Here is a 25508-nt window from a genome sequence, read left to right as displayed (position 1 = left end):
CCGCCGCGCGGGCCGTGTCCCCCCCCCCCCCCCAGACGGGCCGCCCCCGCCGGGTGTTTCGTCGGCGGGGTCGCGGGTGGGGGGGTGGTGCCCCGGTGGGGGCCCCCCCACGGCCCATCGTCATTCTCGCGGTCGGTGCGGCGATCGGTGCGGTCGGATCGGTTTCGGACAGCGAAGACCCGGCCGGGCTCGGGGCCCGACCGGGTCGGCGTTCGCTCTTCCCGTCACCCAAGGGTGAGGGCTCAGGCGTGGACTCGCACCGCGCCCGCGTAGTTGTTGGTCCGGACCGGCGTGACGTGCACGTTCAGGCCGGTGCGCGGAGCCTCCAACATCTGTCCGTCGCCCAGGTAGATGGCCACGTGCGAGATGTAGTCGGGAGCGGTCGGGTCCGAACGCCAGAACAGCAGGTCTCCGCGTTCGAGGTCGTCCCACTCCACCTTGCTGCCGGCGTTCCACTGGTCGTGGGTGACCCGGGGGATCGACACCCCCGCCTCCTGGAAGGCCCACTGGAGCAGACCGGAGCAGTCGAAGCCGACGTCGGGGGTGGTGCCGCCCCAGACGTAGGGAACACCCAACTGCGTCTCGGCGTTGGCGATGACCTGTTCGACGACCGTGGTCGGCACGGCCTCGCCATCGTCGAGGGGTTCGGGGACGTCGGCGATCAGCTGGAGCTGGGCGTCCTCGCCGAGGGCCTCCTCCAGGGCCTCGTGCAACTCCCACAGGTCGGCGTCGGCCGCCGAGATCACCAGGGCGTTGCCCTCGGGCATGCCGAGTTCTCGGGCCTGGTCGCGGGAGACGAGGGCGTCGATCCCGGCGATGCCGGAGGTGGCGTGCGTCCACACCTCCATGGGGACCTCGCCGTTGCCGCCGGCGACGGTGACCTCGCCACCGACCTCTAGTTCGCGTTCCTTGCCCACGTCGTTGGACAGGGCGATGTGGCCCTCCGCGACGCCCTGCCAGATCTCGTCGGACTCGGCGGAGGGTTCGGGGGCGTGGTTGCGGAAGGTGGAGGGCTGCACGCCCATCACCGACGTGGCCTCGCCGTCGACCTCCACGCGCGCGGCGTCGACGGTCAGGACGTGGTCGACGCCGTCGATGCCGCGGATCTCGTCGACGACCTCGGAGGGCAGCGTCCGGGGGGCGACGGCGATGTACTCGACCGAGCGCGCTTCACGGAAGGGCGCGACGTAGGTGTCGCGGCGGAGTTCGTCGACGTCCGCGATGTCGGGGGAGGCCGCCGCCGTGGTGTCATCGCCGCGCGAACCGTCCTGTTGGGCCTGGGACCGGGGTCGGGCCCCGCTGGGTTCCGCGTCGGTGGGGGGTGCCACGTCGTGGGCCGACTGGTCGGCGAGGGAGGGGCGTTCCTCGACCACGGGTTCGGCCATCGCGGGGGTCGCCCCGAAGGCGGTGAAGGCGACCGCGAAAGCGGCCGTTGTTCCCGCACATGTTCTGAGCCGTTTCCGCACGGGGGGTCATCACCCTTTCTGTGACCGCGGCGGGCGGGGGTGACCGCTGCGGCGCACGGCCTTTGGTTGCGTGTACCGATCCAAGAATGGGCGCCCAGGGGTTTGTTTGCAAGAAGTCCACGCCGTCCGATATCGGACGGCTACCTTTCCGCCGAATGACCGTTTCCTGAACGAGTGCCGCCTTCGCTCCTGGTCAGGGATGGTCGTACCGATCCGTCACGGACAGGTCGAACGGGAAACGGACCGGGGAATCACCGAAGAGGATTTCCCGGGTGCGGGTCTCGGCTCTGCGGACGGCTCGGACGGTCTCTTCGGCCAGGTCATCGGGCACGTGCAAGACCACTTCGTCGTGCACGAAGAAGACGATCCCGCCGCCCTCCGGCATGTTCGGAAGATGGTCTCGTAGTTCCTGGCGCAGGGCCGCCAACAGGACCAACGCCCATTCGGCGGCGGTGGCCTGCACGACGAAGTTGCGGGTGAAGCGGCCGTGGGCGCGTCTTCGACCATCGCCGTCCGGCGCGGCGACCGTGGCCGCCCAGCCGCGCGGTGGCGGGGAGGTGCGCCCCAGCCAGGAACGGACGATGCCTCCGCCCTCCCCGGTGCGCGCCGCGGCGTCGACGTGGTCCAGGGCCCGGGGATAGAGGCGGCGCATCGTGGCGAGCAGGGGCGCGGCGTCTCCGGACGTCTGCCCGTACATGGCGGCGAGCAGGCCGATCTTGGCGCGTTCTCGGTCCCCGCCCACCTGGTCGGCCAGGCTCGCGTACAGGTCCTCCTCGGCCGCGGCCGCCGCGAGGGCGTCGTCGTGGGAGAGCGCGGCCAGGACACGTGGTTCGAGTTGGCCCGCGTCGGCGCGCACCAGCACCCAGCCGGGATCGGAACGCACCGCGCCACGGACCGCCTTGGGGATCTGCAGTGCGCCGCCGCCCCTGGTGGCCCACCGACCGGAGACGACCCCGCCGATCACGTAGTCGGGTTGGAAACGACCCAGCCGCGGGCCCTCTCCCCCCGTCTTGAGTTCCCTGACCCAGGTCTCCAGCCAGGTCCACCCGTTGGCCGAATACAGCCGGGCGAGTTCCTTGTACCGCAGCAGCAGGGGGACCACGGGGTGGTCGACGCGTTCCAGCACCCAGGAACGGGTGGACTCGACCGGATGTCCGATCCACGCCATGGCCCGCATGACCTGGGCCGGGGAATCGGGGTTGACGTCGTGTCCGACCACCTCGCCGATCCGTTCGGCCAGGTCGGCCAGGACGCGCGGGCGCCCTCCGCCGGTCGGCCGGGGGCCGAGGAGCTCGGTGAGGATTCGGTCGTGTTCGTCGGGGCGCCAGGGCAGTCCGTCGTGGCTCATCTCCACCGCGGCCAGGGCCCCGGCCGACTCCACCGCCACCAGCAGGGAGAAGCGATCGGGGGCGAGCAGCTCACCGATGCGTTCGCCCTGGTCACGGTGGACCTCCACGAGGGCGTCGAGCCGGTCGGTGCCCGGTGGCAGGGTGGACCGGTCCGCCTCGAACAGGGCGGGTTGGGCGGCGGCGCCCTCCCCCAGTGGCCGGACGGGGTCGTCGGGCACCGGAAGGTCGCGCAGTCGCGCCCAGGCGGCCCCGAGCGAGTGGGGTTCGTAGTGGCGGGCGGCGTGGCCCAGCAGCAGCGCCTCGGTGTGTTCGACGTCGTGGCAGCGGCGCACCCGCACCCCGGCCCGGACCAGTTCGGGGTAGACGTCCTCGGTGCGGGCCCAGACCCAGCGCGGGGGTTCGGTGGAACCCGTCTCGATCTCCCGGATCTCGGCGACGAGGTCGGCCACGCGTCGGGCGGGCCCGACCGGTGAGGAGCCGTCGAGCTCCCTCAACCGGCCGCCGCCCTCCCCGTCTGCGACCACCGCGATCCGCATACCCACATCCTTCCCCGCAGGTATGACAATCGGACGAATCCACGCGTGTTCGTTCGTGGCCGTTTCCGGAGAGGGCGGGGCCCGGTGCGGTTTTGCGCTAACGGCCGGGGCGGACGACGTTGGCCAGGGGCTCCCCCGCGGCCCATCGGGCCAGTTGGGAGTCCATGAACGCGCGTGCCCGCGGATAGAACGCGGTCGAGCCACCGGCCACGTGCGGGGTGAAGTACACGCCGGGCGCCTCCCAGAGCGGGTGGTCGACGGGCAGCGGTTCGGGGTCGGTCACGTCCAGGGCGGCGCGCACCCGGCCGTTCTGGGCGAGCAGGGCGTCGGTGTCGAGTACCGCGCCGCGGCCCACGTTGACCACGAGCGCGTCGTCACGCAGCAGGGCGAACTCACGGGTGCCGAACAGGCCCCGGGTGGCCTCGCTGAGCGGGGTGACCAGCACGACGATGTCGACTCCCGGCAGGAGCGCGGGCAGTTCCTCGACGCAGTGGACGTCCTCCTCCGGGCGAGGGCGGCTCGCCACCCGCACCACCTCGGTCTCGAACGGCAGCAGCCGCCGTTCGATGGCCTTACCGATGCTGCCGTAGCCGACGATCATCACCCGGGAGTCCGCCAGTGACCGCTGGGGCGCGGGAGCCCACCGGTGTTCGCGCTGGTCGATGGCCCAACGAGGTAGTTCGCGTTGGGCGGCGAGGATGAGCGCGAGCGCGTGTTCGGCGGTGGCGGCGTCGTGCAGCCCCCGCCCGTTGCACAGGGTGACGTGGTCGGGAATCAGTCCCAGTACCTGGTCGTAGCCGGCGGAGACCAGTTGCAGGACGCGCAGCCGCGGCATCCGATCGATGATCTCCAGCCGTTCGTCCACTCCCTGGGTGGAGGGGGCGTAGGGCACCTGGTAGAAGGTGACCTCCTTCGTTTCCGCCGGTGCCGGTCCTCCCGCGTAGAGATCGACGTGGAGCCCGTCGGGCGCGTTGTCCCGGTTCTGCTCCCACTGCACCAGTGCTCGGCCGCCCATGTCGTGCGTCCTCCCTGCCGTGGCCGTCCGTGTCAGGCGCCACCCTAGCGCCGCGTCGGCCGAGGCTCACCGGGGACGTCCGAGCTCGTAACAGGCGATGGCGGCGGCCGCGGTGACGTTGAGGGAGTCGACGTCGCGGTCGGTCATCGGGATGTGCACGCGTGAGGTGGCCCGCTCCAACCAGCGCGAGGACAACCCGTCGCCCTCGGTCCCCAACAACAACCCCACCTTGGCGTCGGGCGCGAGGCGGTCCATCGCCTCCCCCATCGGCACGGACCCCTCCCCCGGGGTGAGCGCCATGAGGTCGAACCCTGACTCGCGCAGGGTGTCCAACCCGCCGTACCAGTCGTCCATGCGGGTGTGGGGCAGGGTGAAGACCGCGCCCATGGAGACCTTCACCGAACGTCGGTACAGCGGGTCCGCGCAGCGGGGCGCGAGGACGACCGCGTCCACCCCCAGCCCGGCGGCGCTGCGGAAGATCGCGCCGACGTTGAAGTGGTGTCTGGCTACGATCGACGGCAGGGAAACCACCTCTGACCAGGCACAACGGCATAAGTACTTATCGAATGAGCAGATGGATAGATCATGTTGATAGGGGTGGCTTCGGCTTTGGGTCGTGGCGCGTAAGGCCATCACAGCGCCGAGTCGTTACGCGACAATGGCAGTTCCGGCGACTGTCCAGGCTGCGTGCTGGCGCGGCATACCGACGACCCCGGGATGTACTTTGGGACGGCGGACAAGCCGCGGGAGGTACTGGTTCCGCCGACCTGTGCCACACGGTACGATCACGAGCATCTGAGGACGAGGGGCATTGATGATTAGCAGCCCGTTCAACACGAGCGCGTCCAACTTCGGCAATGCGGCGAGGCAGGCGGCCGGCGTCCCGTCGGCCACTCCCGTGGAGATGCGGCTGGGAGCCGACGGGCCGGGCGAGACCGGCGCGTACATCGAGGTCAGCACCACTCGTGGATTCGCCAAGCGGATCCCGATCGACGAGGCACGCTTGTCCGAGTGCCGGCAAGAGCAGGACGGCCCGGACGGGATCACGCTGTGCCAGCAGCTCGTCGACGACCTGGCCGCGCGGATCAGGACAGCTGTGAAGGAAGCAGTGCACGGTTGAACGGCCCGGCCGAGATGCTCGAACATGCCGCACCCTTGCGTGCCTGGCTGAATGCGCAGATTGTGGCGCGTGAGCGGCTGTGCCGCCAGCACCCTTCGTGCTGACCTCAGTCCCCAGGCTCCCCACCCCCAGTGGCAAGTCCCCGGAACCGCTCGAAGAACCTGGAGAGCGCTTCGATGACCCGCTTCTTCTTGTCGCCATGGTTAAAATCGCGGTTGAACCGCGACACGGGCGGCAGGATGCGGGTGATCTCGGTGCCCGCTGTGCGCAGCTGGCCGTCCCGGAACGCCTCATCCACGAACGACCGCGTCTGCTCCAGCTTGAGCTTGTGCATTTCGATGAGCTCTTGAAGCTCGGCCTCTCGCTTCGCGGCGATGTACGCCTGCCACTGCTCATCGACCCCGCCCAGCTGCGACACCGACTCGACGAAGTCCTCGACGAGGTCCCGCTTGCTGCGCAGGCTCGGACTCGCGTCGACGGCGCGGGTGATCTCGGCGCGGATCTCCTTGTCTTCACCGTCGCCCTTCTCGGCGCGGAGCTTCTCAACGAGCATGAGGATGTAGTCGACGTTGATCTCAACCTGCTTGACGAGTTCGATCTCGAACACGACGTCGTCGTTGATGACCTCCTTGTCGCCGTCTCGATCGCGCGTGTACTCGTCGCGGAGCCGCAGGTAGATGCTGGTGTAGTCCTGCCGCTGCCGCTCGGTGAGCGGATCGTTGCCGTCGAAGTCATCGAACGACGTGAGGATGTTCCGCAGCCGCAGGATCGCGCCGAAGAGTTGGATGAAGTCCTTCTCAGCCTGCTCCCCCACGATCTGCTGCCCGATGGGGAATCGCGCGAGCAGTTCGGTGACCTTGTCGACGTACTCGCCGTAGTAGTCGCTGTACGGTTTCAGCAGCACGACGCCGCGGGCATCCTTGTTGCCGAACAGCTCCAGCGCAGCGTTCGTCTCTTCCTCGAGGTCGCGGAAGGCGACGATGTTGCCGTAGGTCTTCACCGAGTTGAGGATGCGGTTCGTGCGCGAGTACGCCTGGAGCAGGCCGTGAGCACGCAGGTTCTTGTCGACGAACAGCGTGTTCAGTGTCGTCGCGTCGAAGCCGGTGAGGAACATGTTCACCACGATGACCAGGTCGATCTCGCGGTTCTTCATCCGCTGAGAGAGGTCCTTGTAGTAGTTCTGGAACCGGTCGGCGCTCGTGTCGTAGCTGGTCCCGAACATGTCGTTGTAGTCCTGGATCGCGTCTTCCAGGAACGAGCGCGTGTCAACGTCGAGCGCATCGGTGTCGAACGCTTCATCATCGAGGATGCCGTCGGCTTCGGCCTCGTTCGCGCCGTAGCTGAAGATCAGGCCGATCTTCAACCGCTTGTCCGGTGGCAGTTGCTCCATCTGCAGCTGAAACTGCTTATAGTAGCGGCGTGCGGCATCGATCGACGCAGTCGCGAATAGCGCGTTGAACCCGCGAACTCGCTTCCGCTCCTTTAGTGCCTCCGCCTGCCGGCGGCCTCGAACCGAGTCGGCGACGTTCGTCACGACGCCGTGTTCGTAACTCGATGAGCGCTTCGTCTTCTGGTCGAAGTGCTCCAGGGTGTACGTCACGACGTCCCGGATCCGACGCACGTCCAGGAGAGCCCGCTCACGGTCGATCGCGGACACCTGTGAGTCGTCGGGGTTTCCGACCTTGATGGTGTTGATGTAGTCGATCCGGAACGGCAGCACGTTCTTGTCGGTGATGGCGTCGACGATCGTGTACGTGTGCAGCTTGTCGCCGAACGCCTGCTCGGTCGTACGCAGCTGAGGGTTCCCGCCACTGCCAGCATTCGCGGCGAAGATCGGCGTACCGGTGAACCCGAACAGGTTGTATCGTTTGAACGCACGCGTGATGTCTGTGTGCATGTCGCCGAACTGCGACCGGTGGCACTCATCGAAGATGATCACCGCGTGGCCCGAGAAGACTTCGTGGCCCTTGTTCGCCTTGATGAACGTGGACAGCTTCTGGATCGTCGTGATGATGATCCGCGCACCGGGGTCTTCGAGCTGCTTCTTCAATACTGCCGTGGACGTGTTCGAGTTCGCCGCGCCCTTCTCGAACCGGTCGTACTCGCGCATCGTCTGGTAGTCGAGGTCCTTGCGGTCCACGACGAACAGCACCTTGTCCACACTCGGCATCTTGGATGCGAGCTGCGCCGCCTTGAACGAGGTGAGCGTCTTGCCGGATCCGGTCGTGTGCCAGACGTACCCTCCGGCGTCGAGTGTGCCGAGCGTCTTGTAGTTCGTCGAGATCTGGATTTTCTGCCGGATCCGCTCGGTCGCGACGATCTGGTACGGCCGCATCACGAGCAGGTCGCGATCGGCGGTGAGCACGCAGTACTTCGTCAAGATGTTCAACAGCGCGTGCTTCGCGAAGAACGTTTTCACAAACGCCGTCAGCTCGGTGATCGGCTTGTTGTTCGCGTCGGCCCACCAGCTGGTGAACTCGAACGAGTTGCTCGTCTTCCTGCCCTTGCCAGCTCCACCAGACTTCTTCTGCTCGGCCAGGTGCTTGTTGCGAGTGCTGTTGGAGTAGTACTTCGTGAGCGTGCCGTTGCTGATCACGAACAATTGTACGTACTCGAACAAGCCCGAGCCCACCCAGAAGCTGTCTCGCTGGTAGCGGTTGATCTGGTTGAAGGCCTCCCGGATGTCCACACCGCGACGCTTCAGTTCGATGTGCACCATCGGCAGACCGTTGACGAGCACGGTCACGTCGTAACGGTTGGCGTACTTCGCACCACCATCGCCGGCGTCACCTGTGCCGCGCGCGATCTCGTACTGGTTGATGACCTGCAGCTGATTTTTGTGGATGTTCGTCTTGTCAATCAGCGTGATGTTCTTCGTCGTACCGTCGTCGCGCCTGAGGATCTGGACGTGGTCTTCCTGGACACGCACCGTCTTTTCGGCGATGCCGTCGTTGGCACCCGCGATCTTCGTCGTGAAGAACTGCTCCCACTCAGCATCTGAGAAGGAGATATTGTTGACCTTCTCGACCTGCATGCGCAGGTTCGCGACCAGATCTGCCTCCGATGTGATCGGCAGGTAGTCGTATGCCTGCCCCTGTAGGAGTCGGATCATCTCTTTCTCGAGCGCAGACTCCGACTGATACGCATCAGCCTGCGACGGATCGTGAACGTATTCAGCGACGACCGTGCTCTCCGACGAGATCGCAATCGGATCGAAGGTGCGTGCCGGTGAATCGCTCATGCCGCATCCGCCCATCTGAACGTCTTCAGAAACTCCTGGAACTCGCTCTTAAAGGCGTCCTTGTACTCTTCGGCTACCGCGGACGTGTCGATATCAGCGAATCGGTCATGACTGTATAGGTTGAGGACCTTGGTCATCAGGGAGGCATCTGGCCCGACCAGCAGTTCGCCCCAGCCTCCTGTATGGCCGAGGAAGTTCGCCGTCTTCTCGAGCAGCGCTCGGAACTGATTGAAGTGAACTCGCTCGATCGCATTCTCAGAGATCGCCTTTTGTATATCCTTGACGATCCCAAGATGGTAACTGAAAGGTGCGTCCTTCGACTGCTTAGCAAGCGTCCATCCCTCTGCTGTGCTTTGTGCAAGGACGTACGCTCGGTCACTCCTCCGACGGAGCGAGTTGAACAGGACATTAAAGAAGAGAGCGTGGTGAGTGGCGATAACAAACTTCAAGTCCAACTCTGATGCTCGCTTAACAAGCTCCGCCAACGCAAGAGCCACTGATACGATTCGCACATCATCCATGGATGACACCGGGTCATCAATGACAGCAAGCGTCAGCTGGTCGTAGTTGGGCGTAGAACGCAGCTCGGGGTTATCACGAAGCGTCTCAACCGCCTCGCTCAATACAGAGTAATAGACACTCCAAACAAATATGCTCTCTTCGGCTCTAGATATCTTGATGCCGTCTGTCGAACTGTCGTCGCCCTTGTGTATGCCAAAGCCAACCTCGCCGCTTTCGAAGTCGAGCCTTGGTTCAATTCTGCCGCTCGTGAAAGCTTGGAAGTTGTCGATGATCGTACTGTCAAGGCCTTGGGTAACGATCGTTCCTAATAGCTCTGACGCGGGGTTTACCTTGAGCACAACTCGCTCGTTGTCCCAGGTGAACACGTCTTCTACAAAAGAGTTGTAGAGAACCACGCCATCTGGATCGCGCTCCTTTAAGTACTGTGCCAGCCGAGTCTTACCGATCGTGTTCGGGGCGTATATCAGGGCGGTACGCGACCCGGCAAGGTCGTTTAGTATCTCGTCGGCCAAGCTCGCGACCGTTTCATGAACGTTCGTCATCTAGACAGTCTCCTTGAACGTCAGCAGGCGGTCGCGGTAATACTCGTACTGCTTGCGACGGGCGGTGAGCTCGGCGGGGAGCCCACTAGTCAAATCGTGAACGATTCCATCGAAACTTGCGAGTCCCGTCGCAACACGACGCTGAGTTTCAAGCGACGGAAGCTGAACCCGCAGACGTTTGAAGCCGTCGACATCGATGTTCTTCTGGGCGGACTGCGTGGAGGTCGCAAAGATGATCGGCTGCATACTCAAAAGAAGCTGACCTACAAAATTCTTGTCCACAGACGTGTCGGCTACGTCGAATGTGAATCCTGAGTCAAGCATCCAAAACTGGCCTCTGACCCGCCGGACACAGTTGGCCGACATAGCGAAGCGTGAGATTACCCATTCATTCTCACGGTTGAATGCATCGGTTCGAAAACTCTCTCCTCCGCCGCCATACACCGGGTACAGAGATCCTGCGTCGTTCTTCTTCGTGATCCGCGTCCCGAAGTTGAGTCGAATAATGTCACCCAGTGCGACCTCGCGTGCACCTTCATGATCCGAAGATTTGAGAAGTACATGACGATAGTGGTCGTACTGGGCGCGTCGGGCTTCCAGCTCCGCTTCCAGCTCCGCTTCCAGCTCCGCTTCCAGCTGAGAGAACTTATCCAGTACTCGCACGATCTCGCGCTGCACCTCGAGAGGCGGCACGGGGATCCGGATCTTCTCCAACGAAGCACCAGACACGCGGCGCACCTTCGTCCCAGAGATGAAGCGCCGTTTCTGATCTTGAAATGACGATGACTGGAAGAAATACGCCATGTACTTCGGATCAAGCTCGTGGCGATAGATGTAGGCGTCGCCACTGAGGACGGCATCAGAGTCCCCGAGCCATGCCGTCGCCTTCGCGACCGCATCGTCATCCTCGCTCGTTGTAGCGATCAGCAGGTCGCCAGGCTGCGCATGACGAAGCTTCGCTGCGATCACTGGATCGGTGAAAGACTTCGTCTCAGTCGCGTAGACACCGTAGAAGGTGTGGATCTGCCCATAGTGAACAGCGGGGACACCTTCTTCACGAAGGTCGGCCTTCTGAAGGCCACTCCCACGAATAAACTTCCCGGCCCCACCGAGAGTCTTGTGCTCCACCCCGTCCGGGCACAACTCCTGAATTAGGTCATCGATGCGGCTCATGCGAAGAAGTCCTCGTCGATCTCGACGACCTTGTAGGTCTCTTTCACTTGCACGCCGACGCCGTACCGGATCATGAGGCTGGTGAGGCGCTTGCCGTCGATCAGGATGATGCGGGTCGGCACATTCTCGGCGTAGGTACGTGCGCCGTCCGAGAAGCGGCTGGTCGTGATGAAGACGCCGCTGTCGGCTTTGCCGCTGAGTGCTCCAACGAACGCCTGGAGGTCGGGGCGTCCGACAGTGTTGCCGTCTTGGTAACGCTTGGCCTGGATGTAGACGCGGTTGAGGCCGAGGATGTCCTGGTCGATGACACCGTCTATGCCTCCGTCGTTGGTGAGCTGGGTGACGCTGCCGGCCCCGGTGGTGCCGCCGTAGCCCATTGACAGCAGGAGATCGACAACCGCCTGCTCGAAGAAGCCTGGTTCTTTGTCCTGCAGCCGAGTGAGCAGCTCGACCGCGATCTCGTCGTGGATTCGCTCGACGCCGCTCTGCACCTGCTCGGTAGGAGTCATCGACGACTCTTCGGTCGGAGCGGTCGTTGCAGACTCGCTCGTCTTGCGGGTCGTGGTCGCCACGTACTCGCGGATCGGCGAGCTGGGATCTGCACCGAGCGCCTTGATGTCACGTTCCTTGGCACCATTCGGAAACAGCTCGATGAGCTGCTTGCCGGCATCAGTGATCTGGTAGTGACCACGCTTCGGACGCCTGAGCGCGCCGACGTTCGTCAAGAACGAGACACCCCAGCCGATGCGGTTCTCATACTTGAGCGCGCTCCCGGACGGAAGCATCTCCTTCCTCTGCTCATCGGTGAGCTGCGCCTGATCAGCTACGAGAGGCTGAAACTCGCGCCAGTGGCGGATGATGCCATCGCTCATCACCTTGAGCGTCGGGATCATGAAGCCTTCCCAGTTGGGCATGTCCGTCATGACCGCGCGCCCTCCAGATCCGCCACGATCTCGTCGATCGCCGTGCGGAGCTCAGCCTGGCGCGCCACGATGCGCGCGATCTCGGCGTTAAGCTCCGTGATGTCGACTTCCTCGCGAGTGTCCTCGGCCTCGACATACGACGACACCGCAATGTTGTAGTCGTTAGCGGCGATGTCCTCGTTGCTGACGACGGTGGTGAAGTAGTCTTCAGGCTCGCGCGCCGTGAACGCTCCGAGGATCCTCGCCTGATGCTCCTCGAGCAGCTTGTTCTTGTTGCCGACGCGCTTGAACTCGGCTGACGCGTCAATGAACAGCACGTCGCTGGTCTTCTTCGACTTCTTCAGCACGAGGATGCAGGTCGCGATCGTCGTGCCGAAGAACAGGTCCGGCGGAAGCTGGATGACCGCGTCCACGTAGTTGTTGTCGATGAGGTATTGGCGGATCTTCTTCTCCGCCCCGCTGCGGTACAGCACGCCAGGAAACTCGACGATCGCCGCGGTGCCGTCGACGGCCAGCCAGCTGAGCATGTGCATCGTGAACGCGAGGTCGGCCTTCGACTTCGGCGCGAGGACTCCTGCCGGTGCGAACCGTTCATCGTTGATGAGCAGTGGGTTGGCGTCGCCCTCCCACTTGATCGAGTAGGGCGGGTTGGAGACGATCGCCTCGAACGGCTCGTCATCCCAGTGCTGTGGATCGATCAGGGTATCGCCGTGGGCGAGGTTGAAATCGGCGTAGTTAACGTCGTGCAGGAACATGTTGATCCGCGCGAGGTTGTACGTGGTCAGGTTGATCTCCTGACCGTAGAACCCCTGTCGGACGTTGTTCTTGCCGAGCACCTTGTCGAACTTCAGCAGCAGCGACCCGGAGCCCACCGCCGGGTCATAGACCTTGTTGACCTGCTTCTTGCCGACCACCGTGATGCGCGCCAGCAGCTCGGAGACCTCCTGCGGCGTGTAGTACTCCCCACCAGACTTGCCGGCGTTGGCGGCGTACATCTGCATCAGGTACTCGTAGGCGTCACCGAACAGGTCGATCGAGTTGTCCTCCCACCGCCCCAGCGGCAGGTCGCCGATCGCGTCGAGCAGCTTCACCAGCTTCTGATTGCGCTTGGCGACCGTCGAGCCCAACTTGTTGCTGTTGACATCCAGATCATCGAACAGACCCTTGATGTCGTCCTCACTGTCCGTACCCAGCGCCGACGCCTCGATGTTCTTGAAGACCCGCTCGAGCGTCTCGTTGAGATTCTCGTCGCCCGCGGCACGATCGCGCACATTGGCGAACAAGTCGGACGGCAGGATATAGAACCCCTTCTCCGCGACAACCTCGTCGCGAGCGAACTCCGCGTCAGAATCCGCCGCCAGCCGGTAGTCAAACGACACCTCGCCCGCATCGTGCTCGTTCTTGTTGAGGTACGCCGTGAGGTTCTCAGAAATGAACCGGTAGAAGAGCATTCCCAGCACGTAGGACTTGAAGTCCCACCCATCGACGCTGCCGCGCAGGTCATTGGCGATGCGCCAGATCGTCTTGTGCAACTCTGCTCGCTGCGCCTCTTTGGTCGTCGGTGCCATGGGTCGTGCTCCTCCGCGCCACTGCGCAATCACGGTGTTGGGTTGTTTGCTCTTACGATATCGGGTGCCACTGACACTCGGGCTTCCCGCATCATCACCGCGTCGCGTAGAACGCCACGGCGGCGGCTGCCGTCACGTTCAACGAGTCGACTCCGCCCATCATCGGGATCGTGACCCGGCGGTCGAGCAGTGCATCCGTCTCCGCGGTGATGCCGTGGCCTTCGGTGCCGAACACGAGAGCGAGCTTCTCGTGATCTTCGGCCACCAGCTCGTCGAGGGTGATCGCGCCTTCCCCCAACGTCATGCCGGCCAGGATATAGCCAGCCGCCTTGAGCTCCGCAATGCCCTTTGTCCAATCGGGGATCCGTGTCCACGGCACTTGGAAGACCGTGCCCATCGAGACCCGTACCGAGCGCCGGTACAGCGGGTCAGCGCAGGTCGGAGACACCAGCACCGCATCGAGGCCCAAGGCGGCTGCATTACGGAAGGCGCTGCCGACGTTGGTATGGTCAACGAGCCCCTCCAGCACCGCGATCCGACTGCGTCTGCGAGGCTCGGCGGCGGGTTCCGGATGGGCTAGTTTGGGACCACACACGTTGGTGTGGTCGACCAGGTCCTCCAACACCACGATGGCGCGCGCCTGGGCGAGCACCTCGCCCAGCTCCGGCAGGGGCTTGCGGTGGTAGGCGGCCAGGGCGCCGCGGTGCAGGTCGAATCCGACGAGGCGTTCAGCGGTCTCCTCGCTGACGACGTACAGCGGCGCCTCGGTGGTGGCCACGACGTCGTCGAGGGCCCGGGCCCGCCGTTCGGTCAGCAGGAAGCTGCGCGGCGTGTACCCGGCGGTGGCGGCGCGGCGGATCACCTTGTCGCCCTCGGCCATGAACAGGCCGTGCTCGGCCTCCAGGTGACGGCGCAGGTTGACGTCGCGCAGACGGGTGTAGTCGGCCAGGCGCGGGTCGGTGGGGTCACTGACCCTGATGACATCCATGGTCACCGATTATCGCGCCTACTGCTCGGTCTCGAACCGTTCGGTGAGGGGAATCAGGCGCTGCCAGCGGGCCTCCTCGCAGGAGCCGCGGCGGGTCAGGGAGGTGTCGATCTCGCGCCCCTCCCAAACGCCCTCGATACCGGCCTGCTGGGGGCCGTAGACCTTGTCGGTGCACACGGTGCCGTCGCTGATCTCGGCGAACAGCGGGTGGCCCACGGGCTTCTCGGAGCCCTCGGACCCGGAGTCCTCTTCCTCGGCCTCCTCGGCGGGGGGCTCGGTGATGGTGGGGTCCTCGGCCATTCCGGCGGCGACCTCGGCCATCGCGGTGCAGGCCGCCGGGTCCTTGTCCAGGTCCCCGGTGCACTCCAGCGTCTGTACCCAGGCGTGGTGTCGGTCGGTGACCTGCACCCGCAACGTTCCGATCGGGCCGGAGAGCACGGGCTCCTCGGGGTCCGGCTCGATGACGCTGCTCAGCACCTCGGGGCTGGTCGCGTTGGTGGCCTCCACGTCCTGGGGCGGCAGCATCGATGGGCCCACGAACACGGCGTAGGTCACCGCACCGGTGCAGCAGGCACCGGCGAGGATCATGGAGCCGAGGTTGCCTCGGTTCCGTCGGTCACTGTGCGAATGGGACATGCCAAAACCCTCGGGGGTCGAATGGTCGCGGGGGCGTCCACGCGGGCCGGGCCCCGTCTTGGTGGGGCTTGCGCCGATCGGACGTCAAGTATCGGTCAAGCGAATACCGGGGGCCAATGGTAGCGGGGAGTCGGAAGTACATCTTGAGGAGCGCCGTAACGAAGCGGTCAAGGAGCACCTTGACCCGGTACCGATGTGAGCGGCACCACCCCCACCCTTCCACTCTCGCATTACCTGCCAGTAAGGTCCGGGGGAGGAATCGTTCGTTTCGCGGCCTACGGTCGTCCTCGCACATATTAGGACGCAGCCCGCGCGAGAACGGTTCACCCCACGAGCCTTCCGCGGGTGCCGGGAACCGCACCCGGCGACCGCCACACGAGCCGGCCCCGGGCGACCGGGCGCCGGACGACCAGTCCCACCCCCGGAGTGCCCGTGTCCACTGGACGCCATCGACTTCCCTCCCCGGCCGTCACCACCTCGCGCAAGGCGGTGCGGTCGCCGATGGGGATCACCGCGATCGTCGTCGCCCTCATCGCCGTCGCGGCCATCGCCGTCCCCGTCGGCATGAACGTCCTCGGTTGCGGCGACACCCGTTACCTGCGGGTGTCCACGACCCAGAGCGTCGCTCCCGTGCTGCGCGAGGCCGCCACGGAGTTCAACTCCGACGAACCCCGCTACGGCGACGTGTGCGTGTACGCGCAGGTCGACGAGATCGCCCCGCACCGGATCATGGACGCGCTGTCCGGCAACCAGCTGGGCGAATCGAGCATCACCCCGCACGTGTGGATCCCCGAATCCTCGGCCTGGGTGGAACTGGCCCGGGTGTCGGCGGGCGGCGCGCACGGCATCGAGACCGACCCGCCCTCGCTGGCCAGCTCCCCCGTGGTGCTGGCCGCCCCACCGGACACCGAGGGCATGCCCGACCAGGACGAGGCCGACTGGACCATGCTGTTGCCCGGGGAACGCGACCCCGACCGGCCCGTGGTGATGGTCGACCCCAACCGCGGCGCCGACGGCATGACGGTGATGCACGCGATCCGTGAACACCTGGGCACCGGCGACGACGCCGACACCGCCATGACCGACTTCGTCCGCGAGGTCCAGATGGACTCGGCCTTCGGTGAGTTGGACCTGACCACCGTGTTCACCGGTTCGACCGCCTCACAGGACCGGCGGGACCCGGTCATCGCGGTGCCCGAACAGGCGGTGGTCTCCTACAACCTGCGCCGCGCCGACTCCGCGCCCGAGTTGCGGGCGCACTATGTCGAGGACGGCACCGTCGGCCTGGACTACCCCTACGTGACCGTCACCGAGGAATCCGCGCTGCGGTCGGCCGCCGCCGACCTCTACCAGGTGGTCGGCACCGACGCCTACCGCGGTCAACTGCGCGAGCTGGGTTTCCGCGACCCGAACGGTGAGGCGTCCTCGGTGCTGGCCGCCCAGCCCGGCATCGAGGCGGCGGCCCCGCCCACGCACGAGGAGCTGACCGGCGACGCCCTGCTGGCCTCGGTCACCGACTGGAACCGGCTCTCGATGCCCAGCCGCACGTTGGTGCTGGCCGACGCGTCCCAGAACATGTCCGAGGACCTCAACGGCGGCCCCGCGCGGATCGAGGTCGCCAAGCAGGCCGCGCTCCTGGGCCTGTCGCTGTTCCCGGACGAGACCGACATGGGCCTGTGGCTGATGTCCGACCGATACGGCGAGAGCGGTCGTGAGGAGGCCGCGGAGATGCACCCCTTGGGCCAGGCCGACGACGGGGACGTGACGCGCCGCCAGGAGATGAGCGCGGTCGCCGAGGACCTGGAGACACAGGGCGGCGACTCGCGCCTGTACGACAACATCCTGGCCGCCTACGACGAGGTTCAGGACGGCTTCCACGAGGACAAGATCAACAGCGTCATCCTGCTGACCGCCGGTCAGGACGAGGGTTCCAGCGAGATCTCCCACGACGAACTGGTGGCCGCCCTACAGGACCGCTTCGACCCGGAGCGTCCGGTCACGATGTTCATCATCGGCTTCGGCGACCAGGCCGAGGAGCAGGAGCTGGCGCAGATCGCGCGGGCCACGAGTGGTTCGTCGTTCGTCACCGAGGACCCGGCGGAGATCGGCGACTTCTTCCTCAGCTCGATCTCGCGCCGCCTGTGCGTGCCCAACTGCGACAACTGATCGGCCGACCCGGTGGTCGGCGGATCGGGTACCCGGCAAGTCGAACGGCCACACCGACACCGGTGGTCTCGATTGAATATCGGAATCGCGTTTCGGTCGGACCGGTTCCCGAGCGACCTCGGGGAACCGGCCCGATCGGATTCCCCAAGGTGACTGCCGATATGCCCCGGTTTCCCACCACCGGACCACGACCCGTCTCCCCTGTCGGGGAGCCGGCCCCCATTCACTCGGTCTGAGGCTTTGAGTACGGTTCCCACCAGTAACACTCATAAGTTCGCCTCGCCCCGAGCCGAACCGGTAAGTACGAATTGACCCGTACCCCCTATCCCCGTACCCGATCATCCCCCTGTACGAGATCCGTCCGTACACCACCCCGTGAGGAAAGCTGTGGGACGTCACCGCGGAAAATACGCAGAAGAACCCTCCGGCCGAAGCAGACGCCGTCGTGGCCGTGGCGGGGCGTTCGTCGCTCTGGCCGCCGCGATGGTGATCGTCGTCGGTCTCGCCGTCGCGGGCGTGTACATGTTCGGCAAGCAGGGCGGCTGCGGCGGTTCCGACATCGAACTGGACATCGCGGTCAGCCCCGAACTGGGCCCCGCCCTGACCGACGTCGCGAGCGACTTCAACGCCGAGGACCACAACGTCGACGGCAACTGCGTGCGCGCCGAGGTGCGCCAGGTCGACTCGGCCAACGTCGCCTACGGCATCACCGGTTCCGGCGCGACCATGGGCGACACCGACTCCGACGTGTGGATCCCCGACTCCTCGCTGTGGAGCCGTCTGGTGCAGAGCCAGGCCGGCGACGCCGTCATCACCGAGACCGGCACCTCCGTCGCCCGCACCCCGCTGGTCCTGGCCGAGCTCGCCCGGTTCGCGGAGGCCGACGAAGAGCCCACCACCTGGTCCGACGTGGTCCCCACCGCCGCCCCCGGTGAGGACAGCGGTCGCACCGTCCGCGTGGTCGACCCGGTCCGCAGCTCCAGCGGCCTCGGCACCCTGTACCTGTTGCAGGGGGCGCTGGAGGAGTCCAGCTCCGACGCGGACACCTTCAACGCGCACATGACCGCGGCCCTGCAGTCCCTGCACCAGGGCGCCTCCGCCGACGAGGACGCCGCGTTCCTCGCGCTGAGCGGCGGCACGGAAAGCTCCCCGCCCGTCATGGTGATGTCGGAGCAGGCGGTGTGGCGGTACAACGCCGCCCACGGCGACAACCCGGCCCAGCCCGGCTACCTGGACGACGGCACCTACTTCCTCGACTTCCCGTACATCGTGCGCAGCGAGGACAGCGACATCACCCGCGCCGCCGAGGTGTTCCGCACCGCGGTGCGCTCCGACGAGGCCCAGCAGCGGCTGCTCGACGAGGGGTTCCGTGGCGCCGAGGGCCGATCCGACCCCTCGGTGCTGTCCACCGACGCCGGGTTCGCCGAGGGGGAGCCGACCGAGCTGGCCGCCCCGTCGGACGGTTCCATCACCGACCTGACCCGGTCCTGGACCCAGATGAAGATGGACTCGCGGGTCCTGACCATCGTGGACGTCTCCGGTTCGATGCTGGCCGAGGTGCCCGGGACCGGGCTGACCCGTATGCAGGTGACCGCCGCGGCCTCCGGCGAGGGTCTGCAGATGTTCACCGAGACCTCCGAGCTGGGTCTGTGGGAGTTCTCCACCAACGTCAACGACGACCTCCACTACCAGGAGCTCGCCCCCGTCCGGGAACTGCAGGCCACCGACGACAACGGCAACACGCACCGCGACGTGATCGGCTCGTCCCTGCAGAACCTGCAACCGCTCCCGCAGGGCGACACGGCGCTGTACGAGACCTACCTGGCCGCCTACCAGGAGATGTCCACCAACTACCAGCCGGACAGCACCAACGTCATCCTGATGCTCACCGACGGGGACAACGACAACCCCGGCGGCATGGAACTGGAGGAACTGCTGGAGCAGATCAACGAGCTGTCCAGCCCCTCCCGGCCGATCCCGATCATCACGATCGCCTTCGGCCCGGACGTTCAGCACCTGGAGCCGCTGCAGCAGATCGCCGCGGCCACCGGTGGCGCCGCGTACATGACCGAGGACCCGACGGAGATCGGTGAGATCTTCCTGCAGGCGTTCTCGCTGCGGATCGCCGAGGAGGGCGAGGAAGAAGCGGAGTGACCCGGGCGCCTCGGGGCGCGAACGGGGTCCGGGGCCGGGCCGTGGTGCAGACCGCGGACCGGCCCCTTCGTCTTGCCCGGTGGCGGACCCGACGTGAGCCCGATCGTTGCGGTCCGACCACAACCGTTCCGGACCGTCCCTTACCGGGCCTTCCAGTACTCCATAGTGCTTCCGGGGTTCTCCACGGACGTCTGTGTCCCGCGGGTTCGGTGCGCGGAACGGAAGGTGACATGAACCTAACCGGACGCCGAAGGGCTATGGACTTCTCACCCACGGTGGCGTACCACGGATAGACCTGGATCCGGGCCGCCCTAAGCCCTCTCTCCCCGGATCCCCAGGCACGACGAGCAGTACGACCGAATGGGAGTGCCATGGCGAAGGCGTGGATGCCCGGTGCCGAGAGGATCGACGGCGGGCCCGCCCACACGGTGAAGGGGGCCGGGGCCCCACGAGCGGTCTGGACGGTGACCGGCAGCGATCCGGGCGTGTGGTCGGCGGCCGAGGAGGCACGGCGACTACTCCACGAGGGCCGGACCACGCACCTGGTGTGGAACCCGGTGAGCGGGGAGGTCGTCCAGCTGCTCGCCGCCACCCGCCGCGCGGGGATGGCGCTGGGCGGCACCACGATCTTCGGTCGCCACCTGGACCACGGCGACGAGGGGCGCGTGTGCCTCGTGGTGGCCGTGGTGGGCACGAAGGAGCGGCCCTTCACCGACGGCCCCATGACGGGCCTGTCCACGCTCTTGGGGTGGCTGGACTCCTGGGGTGTGTCCCGGACCTGGCCGGCCGGACCTCCCGGACGCAGGGGCGTCGGGGGCGGGGCCACGGTCGAGGCCGCGGTGCGGTGCTGGTCCCGGGGCGGCCACTTCGGCCACGACCAGGTACCGGGTTCGGTCGCTTCCGCCCCCGGGCCCGTCTCCGTGGGGCTGTTGCTCTCCGGTGGTGGTTCCGGGGCTTCCGGCGGGCAGGGGGTGCCCCTGTTCCCGAAGGGCTCCGGGATGCCTCGCTCGCACCAGGAGCCACAACTCCCGGTGATCACCTAGGTACTTTCCGCGAGGCTTCGGCCCCCGATTCCTTGCCTTCTCGGAGAAACGGATACCACTGGTTAAGTACGGCTCCAAAACCCCTTAGTCTGTCGCCCATGGGTGGATCTATCGAGCCGGGTTGGTACGCGGACCCGCAGGGTGACGCACAGACACTCAGATGGTGGAACGGCGAGGGGTGGACGCGGCATACCCGTTCACTGAGTGAGCTCCAGAGCGGCGCCGGTGGCTCCGACGAGGAACCCGCCACCACCTACCTGGGCGGACAGGACGGGGGCACCGCCCCCACGGATGACGAAGAGGAAGGCACGGTCCGGCTGGGTTCACCGGCACCGTCGCCCGCTCCGATCGAAGACGAACCGAGCACCATGCGGATCGACCCCTCATGGGCTCGGCAGGCCTCCCCCACACCCGGTCCCCCCGCCGGGTCCGACGACGAGCAGGGAACCGTCCGGATCGACCCCTCATGGCAGGAGCCGGCCGCCACCCCCACGCCGCCCCCGCCCGTCGGTGACGAACCGAGCACCATGCGGATCGACCCGTCCTGGAGTCGGGACGAGGACGACGAGGCCACCGCGGACCTCGGTGGCGCCGACCAGGACTTCAGAGACCACGCACCGGTCGACGCCCCGGGCGGCGACGCCGGCGCGACCATCCGGGTCAACCCTTCCGACCTGCCCCGAACCGGCGAGGACGGGCTTCCCACCGCGGACCTGACCGGCGACGAGACACCAACGGCCGACCTCGGTGACGATGCCGGCGCCGGCCAGGCACCGCGCACCGCCGTGTTCGACCCCGACGAGATCGGCACCGGCGGGGCCGGTGACGTTCCCCGCACGGCCGTCTTCAACCCGGACGTGGTCGGCGAGGCGCCGCGCACCGCGGTGTTCGACCCCGGAGCCGGGGCACCGGCCCCCGGCGGTACCGCCGTCTTCGACCCCAACGACCCGATGTTCTCCGGCGGTGTCGAACAGGGCTCCGGCGAATCCGAGGACGGCAAGGGCGGCAAGTTCAACAAGTTCTTCGGCAACCTCAAGGAAGGCTGGGCCGACCTTTCCGAGGAGCGCAAGGAACAGCGCCGCCACGCCGAGGAAGAGGCCGCCAAGAAGCGCGAGGAAGAGCGGGTTCGCAAGGAGGCCGAGGCCCAGAAGCAGGCCGAGGAGGCTCGGCAGCGGGCCGAGGAGGAGCGTAAGCGCGCAGAGGAGGCCGCCAAGAACGCTCCCCCCGTTCCCCCCGGCACGCCCGGTATCCCCGGCGCCCCTGGTGAGGCCGAAACCCCCGGCGCCCCCGGAGCTCCCGGCACCCCGGCCCCGCCCGCGGGCGCGTCCGCGGCGGGCGCTCCACCCGCAGAGTGGACCCCGCAGAACCCGGGCCGGCCCCGACCCGGCGCCCAACAGCCGCCCTCGGGACCCCAGCCGGGACACGCCCCCGCCGCCCCACCGCCCGGCGTCTTCCCCGGTCATCAACCGCCGCCCGGCGCCCAACAGGCCCCCTCGGGTGCTCAGCAGGCCCCCCACCGCCCCCCGTCCGGACCCAACAACCCCCCGCCGGGCTTCCCGCCTCCGGGATACCCGCCCCCGGGGCAGCCGCCTCACCAGCAGTACGCCCAGCCGCCCCAGCGTTTCGGCCCGCCTCCGGGGCAGCCCCCGATGCCGCCGCACGGCCATCCCCCACAGGGTTACGGTCCGCCTCCGGGACAGCCCCCCATGGGCGGCGCCCCCGGTGGTCCGGGGCGGCCTCCCGGCCCCGGTGGTCCTCCCCCGGGTGGTCCGCAGTGGGGTCACAACCCCCCGCCCGGCTCGCACGGCAACCCGTACGGTCGACCACCGCAGCAGAAAAGGAAGAAGAAGGGTGGCTGCGGGTGCGGCTGCTTCTTCCTCGCGCTGATCATCCTGGTCGTCCTCGCCCTGGGCTACCTGCAGTTCTGGGACGTGTGGGACTGGATGTACACGATCTTCGACCTCGGTAACCCTCCGGGGATGTCCGACCCGTTCGTCTGGGACTGACCGGAGCGAACGGCTCCGGGTGAAGCGCGCGGGGTGCCGGGGCACAGAACCCGGCACCCCGCGCATCGTCCGATTCACGGCCCGAAACCCCTAAGCTGACCGGTATGAACGACAGCTTGGTGTGGATCGACTGCGAGATGACCGGCCTCGACTTCGAGAACGACGCGTTGATCGAGGTGGCCTGTCTCATCACCGACAGCGAACTCAACATCCTCGACGAGGGTGTCGACATCGTCATCAAACCCCCGCAGTCGACGTTGGACCGGATGGGCGACTTCGTCCGGAACATGCACACCGCCTCGGGCCTGCTGGAGGAGCTCGACAAGGGCGTGACCCTGCAGGAGGCCGAGGACCGCGTCCTGGAGCACATCCGCCGGTACGTGTCCGAGCCGGGCAAGGCGCCCCTGTGCGGCAACTCCATCGCCACCGACCGCACCTTCCTGGCCCGCGACATGAAGCGCATCGACGAGTTCCTGCACTACCGGATGGTCGACGTTTCCTCCATCAAGGAGCTGCTGCGCCGCTGGTACCCGCGCGTGTACTACGCGAGCCCGGAGAAGAATGGCGGCCACCGGGCGCTGGCCGACATCACCGAGAGCATCAGAGAGCTGCGCTACTTCCGCGCCGCCGCCTTCGTCGCCGATCCCGGCCCGGACTCCGCGACCGCCCGCGCCATCGCCGCCGAGACCGTCGAGGGTGGTACGGGCTTCAAGGCGCGTGACGCGGCTCTCGCCCGGCCCTCCTCGGAAAAGTGATCGAAGCACTCCCCGGAGTCCGCTAGGATTACATACGTACGCAGGGCCGAGAGGCCCGGCGCACATGGTGGGTGTAGCTCAGTCGGTAGAGCACTTGGTTGTGGTCCAAGAAGTCGCGGGTTCAAGTCCCGTCACTCACCCCAGAGGCTCAAGCCCCTGACCAGCGGCAACGCAAAATGGTCAGGGGCTTTTGCGTGTCCGGGGGTGCACCCGAGTACACGAAGCGGCCACGACCCGGCCCGGACCACCGTATCCACGACAAAGCGGCGATCGGCGGGTGGGCCGGACCCCTCTGATGACCTGGGAAGGGTCGTCGAGAACCTTCTCCGATCTCCCTCGCTTCGACCCCCACCCAAGCGATGGTCCACGCACACCCCTCCCGAGCCGAGCATGAGCCGGGGAGGGACGCCCTGTGTGAATGGCCCGCCCTGGCGAATTCCGTTCGCCGGTACCGCCCCGGCAGGGTTGGCGGGCCCCCGAACCGGAAAGGCACGGAACACACCGAACTCAAGGGGGAGGAAATCCGTGAACCGGTCCGCTGACGACTCCATGCGAGGCACCGATATGGGCATCGATCCGAAACCGCGCAGCCGCACCGTCACCGACGGCATCGAGGCCGCCCCCAGCCGTGGCATGCTCCGGGCGGTCGGCATGGGCGACGGCGACTGGGACAAACCGCTCATCGGCGTCGCCGGCTCGTGGAACGAGATCACCCCCTGCAACCTCTCCCTGGACCGTCTCGCGCGCGCGGCGAAGGGGGGCGTGCACGCGGGCGGCGGCTACCCCTTGGAGTTCGGCACGATCTCCGTCTCCGACGGCATCTCCATGGGTCACGAGGGCATGCACTTCTCCCTCGTCTCACGTGAGGTGATCGCCGACTCCGTCGAGACGGTCATGCAGGCGGAGCGCCTGGACGGATCGGTCCTGCTCGCCGGCTGCGACAAGTCGCTGCCCGGCATGCTCATGGCGGCAGCACGCCTGGACCTCGCCTCCGTCTTCATGTACGCGGGCACCATCGCGCCCGGATGGGTGAAGCTGGCCGACGGCACCGAGAAGGACGTGACGCTCATCGACGCCTTCGAGGGCGTCGGGGCGTGCAAGGCCGGGCGGTTGGGCGTCGATGACCTCGATCGGATCGAACGCGCCATCTGCCCCGGCGAGGGCGCCTGCGGTGGCATGTTCACGGCCAACACCATGGCGGCGATCGCCGAGGCGATGGGTATGAGCCTGCCGGGTTCCACCGCTCCCCCGTCCGCGGATCGGCGTCGCGACCACCACGCGCACCGGTCCGGTGAGGCGGTGGTCGCCATGCTCGAACAGGGGATCACCGCGCGCGACGTCATGACCAAGCAGGCGTTCGAGAACGCCATCACCGTGGTCATGGCGCTCGGCGGATCCACCAACGCCGTCCTGCACCTGCTCGCCATCGCCCATGAGGCGAAGGTCGATCTCGAACTCGACGACTTCAACCGGATCTGCGACCGCGTCCCCCACATCGGCGACCTCAAGCCGTTCGGCAGGTACGTCATGAACGACGTCGACCGTGTCGGCGGCATCCCCGTTCTGATGAAGTCGCTCCTGGACGCGGGTCTGCTGCATGGTGAGGCGCTCACCGTCACGGGCGGGACCATCGCGGAGAACCTCCGAGAACTCGCACCGGACCCCATCGACGGAACCGTCCTTCGCCGCCTCGACGATCCCCTCCACCCCACCGGCGGCATCACGGTTCTGCGCGGCTCACTCGCACCGCAGGGAGCGGTCGTGAAGACCGCGGGTTTCGACACCACGGTCTTCACCGGCCCCGCGCGTGTGTTCGAACGCGAGCAGGCGGCCATGGAGGCGTTGAGCGCCGGTGAGATCCAGAAGGGGGACGTCGTGGTGATCCGCTACGAGGGCCCCAAGGGCGGCCCGGGGATGCGAGAGATGCTGGCCATCACCGCCGCCATCAAGGGCGCGGGGCTGGGCCGCGACGTCCTGCTGCTGACCGACGGACGTTTCTCCGGCGGCACCACGGGCCTGTGTGTGGGTCACATCGCCCCGGAGGCGGTCGAGGGCGGACCCATCGCGTTCGTCCACGAGGGGGACCGCGTCACCGTCGACATCGCCGATCGCACCATCGCCCTGCACGTCGACCCGGAGGAACTCAAGGCGCGTCGAGCGCACTGGCGACCTCTGCCCAACAGGTTCCCGGAGGGCGTCCTCGGCAAGTACGCGAAACTCGTCCACTCCGCGTCCACCGGCGCCATCACCCACTGACCCCTCCCTGACGGAGTCGGGGTCCCGTCGCCCGCCCCGGAGACGAAGG

General features: G+C 66.8%; 17 protein-coding genes, 1 tRNA gene and 1 pseudogene. 8 read left to right on the top strand and 11 right to left on the bottom strand.

The window, feature by feature from the left end:
- Positions 1–242: 242 nt before the first annotated feature.
- The 4 genes and pseudogenes from ACWGKS_RS00705 to ACWGKS_RS00690 form a co-directional block, all read right to left on the bottom strand.
- Positions 243–1466 (bottom strand): C40 family peptidase, encoded by a 1224-nt coding sequence (locus ACWGKS_RS00705; RefSeq protein ID WP_358508894.1) that lies wholly within the window; start codon positions 1464–1466, stop codon positions 243–245.
- A 193-nt stretch (positions 1467–1659) separates the two neighbouring features.
- Positions 1660–3351, bottom strand: a complete 1692-nt coding sequence (locus ACWGKS_RS00700) for a bifunctional 3'-5' exonuclease/DNA polymerase (RefSeq protein WP_358508893.1) — start codon at positions 3349–3351, stop codon at positions 1660–1662.
- Between the two features lie 97 nt (positions 3352–3448).
- Positions 3449–4366 carry a 2-hydroxyacid dehydrogenase gene (locus tag ACWGKS_RS00695; RefSeq protein ID WP_358508891.1) on the bottom strand — a complete coding sequence of 306 codons (918 nt, stop codon included), beginning with the start codon at positions 4364–4366 and terminating at the stop codon, positions 3449–3451.
- A gap of 66 nt (positions 4367–4432) precedes the next feature.
- Positions 4433–4864, bottom strand: a pseudogene (locus ACWGKS_RS00690) (TrmH family RNA methyltransferase); the annotation flags it as partial.
- A gap of 313 nt (positions 4865–5177) precedes the next feature.
- On the opposite strand from ACWGKS_RS00690, the gene ACWGKS_RS00685 reads away from it, so the two are divergent.
- A complete protein-coding gene (locus tag ACWGKS_RS00685) occupies positions 5178–5486 on the top strand; it encodes a hypothetical protein (protein WP_452521377.1) in 309 nt (102 codons plus the stop codon).
- A gap of 106 nt (positions 5487–5592) precedes the next feature.
- Here ACWGKS_RS00685 and ACWGKS_RS00680 read toward each other — a convergent pair whose 3' ends face one another.
- From ACWGKS_RS00680 to ACWGKS_RS00650, 7 genes are all read right to left on the bottom strand, one after another.
- Positions 5593–8727 carry a type I restriction endonuclease subunit R gene (locus ACWGKS_RS00680; RefSeq protein ID WP_452521375.1) on the bottom strand — a complete coding sequence of 1045 codons (3135 nt, stop codon included), beginning with the start codon at positions 8725–8727 and terminating at the stop codon, positions 5593–5595.
- Positions 8724–9791, bottom strand: a complete 1068-nt coding sequence (locus ACWGKS_RS00675; RefSeq protein ID WP_452521374.1) for a hypothetical protein — start codon at positions 9789–9791, stop codon at positions 8724–8726. Before ACWGKS_RS00675 ends, ACWGKS_RS00680 begins: the two co-directional genes overlap by 4 nt.
- Positions 9792–10964: a restriction endonuclease subunit S gene (locus tag ACWGKS_RS00670; protein ID WP_452521372.1), complete on the bottom strand. Its 1173-nt coding sequence runs from the start codon at positions 10962–10964 to the stop codon at positions 9792–9794.
- On the bottom strand, positions 10961–11887 hold the full coding sequence (locus ACWGKS_RS00665) for a restriction endonuclease (RefSeq protein ID WP_258299705.1): 927 nt from the start codon (positions 11885–11887) through the stop codon (positions 10961–10963). Before ACWGKS_RS00665 ends, ACWGKS_RS00670 begins: the two co-directional genes overlap by 4 nt.
- Positions 11884–13455, bottom strand: a complete 1572-nt coding sequence (locus ACWGKS_RS00660) for a type I restriction-modification system subunit M (protein ID WP_452521369.1) — start codon at positions 13453–13455, stop codon at positions 11884–11886. The genes ACWGKS_RS00665 and ACWGKS_RS00660 overlap by 4 nt, the downstream gene beginning before the upstream one ends.
- Before the next feature lie 94 nt (positions 13456–13549).
- Positions 13550–14443 carry a TrmH family RNA methyltransferase gene (locus ACWGKS_RS00655; protein WP_358507448.1) on the bottom strand — a complete coding sequence of 298 codons (894 nt, stop codon included), beginning with the start codon at positions 14441–14443 and terminating at the stop codon, positions 13550–13552.
- 18 nt (positions 14444–14461) lie between these two features.
- Positions 14462–15079, bottom strand: coding sequence for a hypothetical protein (locus tag ACWGKS_RS00650; RefSeq protein WP_358507446.1), 618 nt, complete (start codon positions 15077–15079; stop codon positions 14462–14464).
- 432 nt (positions 15080–15511) lie between these two features.
- Between ACWGKS_RS00650 and ACWGKS_RS00645 the strand changes: the two genes are divergently transcribed.
- From ACWGKS_RS00645 to ilvD, 7 genes are all read left to right on the top strand, one after another.
- Positions 15512–17245 carry a substrate-binding domain-containing protein gene (locus ACWGKS_RS00645; RefSeq protein WP_452521367.1) on the top strand — a complete coding sequence of 578 codons (1734 nt, stop codon included), beginning with the start codon at positions 15512–15514 and terminating at the stop codon, positions 17243–17245.
- A 387-nt stretch (positions 17246–17632) separates the two neighbouring features.
- Positions 17633–19399, top strand: coding sequence for a substrate-binding and VWA domain-containing protein (locus tag ACWGKS_RS00640; RefSeq protein WP_358507442.1), 1767 nt, complete (start codon positions 17633–17635; stop codon positions 19397–19399).
- A 371-nt stretch (positions 19400–19770) separates the two neighbouring features.
- A complete protein-coding gene (locus ACWGKS_RS00635; RefSeq protein ID WP_452521366.1) occupies positions 19771–20442 on the top strand; it encodes a hypothetical protein in 672 nt (223 codons plus the stop codon).
- Between the two features lie 98 nt (positions 20443–20540).
- Entirely contained in the window at positions 20541–22448 is a 1908-nt protein-coding gene (locus ACWGKS_RS00630; protein ID WP_452521364.1) for a DUF2510 domain-containing protein, read from the top strand.
- A 104-nt stretch (positions 22449–22552) separates the two neighbouring features.
- Entirely contained in the window at positions 22553–23203 is a 651-nt protein-coding gene (gene orn, locus ACWGKS_RS00625; RefSeq protein WP_452521362.1) for an oligoribonuclease, read from the top strand.
- Positions 23204–23270: 67 nt separating this feature from the next.
- Positions 23271–23346, top strand: a tRNA-His gene (locus ACWGKS_RS00620).
- 382 nt (positions 23347–23728) lie between these two features.
- A complete protein-coding gene (ilvD, locus tag ACWGKS_RS00615) occupies positions 23729–25459 on the top strand; it encodes a dihydroxy-acid dehydratase (protein WP_452521360.1) in 1731 nt (576 codons plus the stop codon).
- Positions 25460–25508 lie beyond the last annotated feature (49 nt).

The organism is Nocardiopsis sp. NPDC055879, assembly GCF_053615935.1.
This window is presented reverse-complemented; position numbering and strand designations above follow the sequence as displayed.